Origin of the sequence: Geodermatophilus marinus (assembly GCF_003428645.1) — a bacterium.
Taxonomy (GTDB): Bacteria; Actinomycetota; Actinomycetes; order Mycobacteriales; family Geodermatophilaceae; genus Geodermatophilus.
In genome coordinates, this window is the sequence record NZ_QVQH01000062.1 from 1 (window position 1) to 2,078 (window position 2,078).

The window sequence follows — 2,078 nt, forward strand, 5'->3', positions numbered from 1 at the left end:
CCCGAGTTCCGCAGTTGATGGGCACACGAGGCGGGTAGCGCGGACGAAGGTGCTGGTCGAGCGGGCGTAGCGTTCCCGACGGGCGTGAATGTGTAGGTACACGTTTGGGCCGCTGAGGGCTTGCTCTTGCTGGTCATCGGCGGCCAGGGTGTAGGTGTGTACCTGCGGACGTCGTCGCGGCAGAACCAGGACGGGACGACGGTGCGGTACGTGTCGATCGCGCACAACGAGCGCAGCCCGGGCGGCCCGTCGGTGGCCAAGGTGCTGCTGCCGCTGGGCCGCGAGGACCGCCTCGACGTCGCCGGGCTGCGCCGGCTGGTCGGCTCGATCAACCGCTACCTCGGCGACGACGCCGGCAGCGACGCCGGCGTCCAGGTCGGCGCGCAACCCGGCGGCGGGCTGAGGATCACCGACTCCCGCCCGGCCGGCGGGGCATGGCTGCTGGACGGGCTGTGGCAACAACTCGGGATCGGCACCGCACTGCGCGAGGTGCTCGGCGACCGCCGGTTCACCACCGACGTCGAGCGGATGCTCTTCGCGCTGGTCGCCAACCGGGCGCTGGCCCCGACCTCCAAGCTGGCCGCCGCCGAGTGGATCAGCTCCGACGTGGCCATCCCCGGGCTGGCCGAGGCGACCGATGATCAGGCGTACCGGGCGATGGACCTGCTCATCGAGGCCGACACCGACGCCAAGGTGCAGGAGGCGGTGTTCTTCGCCGTGGCCAACCTGCTCAACCTCGAGGTCGACCTGCTGTTCTTCGACACCACCAGCACCTACTTCGAGCGCGACACCGAAGACACTCCTGTCCCGGACACCGCCCCAGTCGCCGGCGCAGAAGCCGGGGCCAAGGACGCGGCCGACTCCGGCGGCGGGTCGGGGTTTCGCCGCTACGGGCACTCCAAGGACTCCCGGCCCGATCTGCCGCAGATCATCATCGGCCTGGCCGTGACCCGGGAGGGCATCCCGGTGCGGGTGTGGTGCTGGCCGGGCAACACCTCCGACCAGGCCGTGTTGCCGCAGGTCAAGGACGATCTGCGGGCCTGGCGGCTGGGCCGGGTGGTCACCGTGGTCGACCGCGGCTTCTCCTCCGCGGCCAACCTGGACTACCTGCGCCGCGCCGGCGGGCACTTCATCGCCGGCGAGCGGATGCGCGCCGGGACCCCGCACGTGGAGGAGGTGCTGGCCCGCCAGGGCCGTTACCGCCAGGTGCGGGACAACCTGCGGGTCAAGGAGGTCCGCCTCGAGTCCGCGCCGGATCTGCGCTGGGTGCTCTGTGCCAACCCGGACGAAGCGACCCGCGCCGCCGCGCAACGGGAGGCCGCGCTGACCCGCATCCGCGAGGAGCTGGCCCGCATCACCATGGCACGCGCCCGGCTGGCCACCACCAAGCCCACGACCGCCGCCGCCACTCGTCGCCGGGGCGCCGAGCTGGCCGCCCACACCCGGGCCGAGTGCGCGCTGCGCGACCACCCGGCGCTGGGCCGCTGGCTGCGCCAGACCTCCTCCGGGCGGCTGGTCGTCGACACCGCCAAGGTCCGCGCCGAGGCCCGGCTGGACGGCAAGTACCTGCTGGTCACCTCCGACCCCGACCTCTCGGCCGAGGACGTCGCGCTGGGCTACAAGAACCTGCTGGAGGCCGAACGCGGCTTCCGCGACCTGAAATCCACCCTGGAGCTGCGGCCGGTGTTCCACCGCCTCGAGCCCCGCATCCGCGCGCACGTGCTGCTGTGCTGGCTGGCGCTGCTGCTCATCCGGGTCGCCGAACGGCGCACCGGCCAGACCTGGCCGGCCCTGGCCCGCGAGCTCGGCCGGCTGCACGCCGTGACCCTGACCGGGCCGACCGGCACGGTCACCCAGACCACCGAACTCACCACCGGCCAGTCCGGCATTCTTCGGGCCTGCGCAGTCGCCCCGCCGCCCCGGATCACCGCGCTACACCCCGCCTGAGCTGCACAGATACCGCTACCGAGGCCGCCGGAACGTGTAGTGACACGCCCCTGTCTCCCGCCGAGGCACATCTCCGCAGGTCAACGCACGAATTCGCCCATCTCGTCGACCTACGAACTGCGGAACCCGGG

The 2,078-nt window shown here is 72.4% G+C and carries 1 protein-coding gene; it reads left to right on the plus strand.

The features are described 5' to 3' along the window. The first annotated feature begins 156 nt into the window (after positions 1-156). A complete protein-coding gene (locus D0Z06_RS24995) occupies positions 157-1,947 on the plus strand; it encodes an IS1634 family transposase (protein ID WP_199522539.1) in 1,791 nt (596 codons plus the stop codon). Positions 1,948-2,078 lie beyond the last annotated feature (131 nt).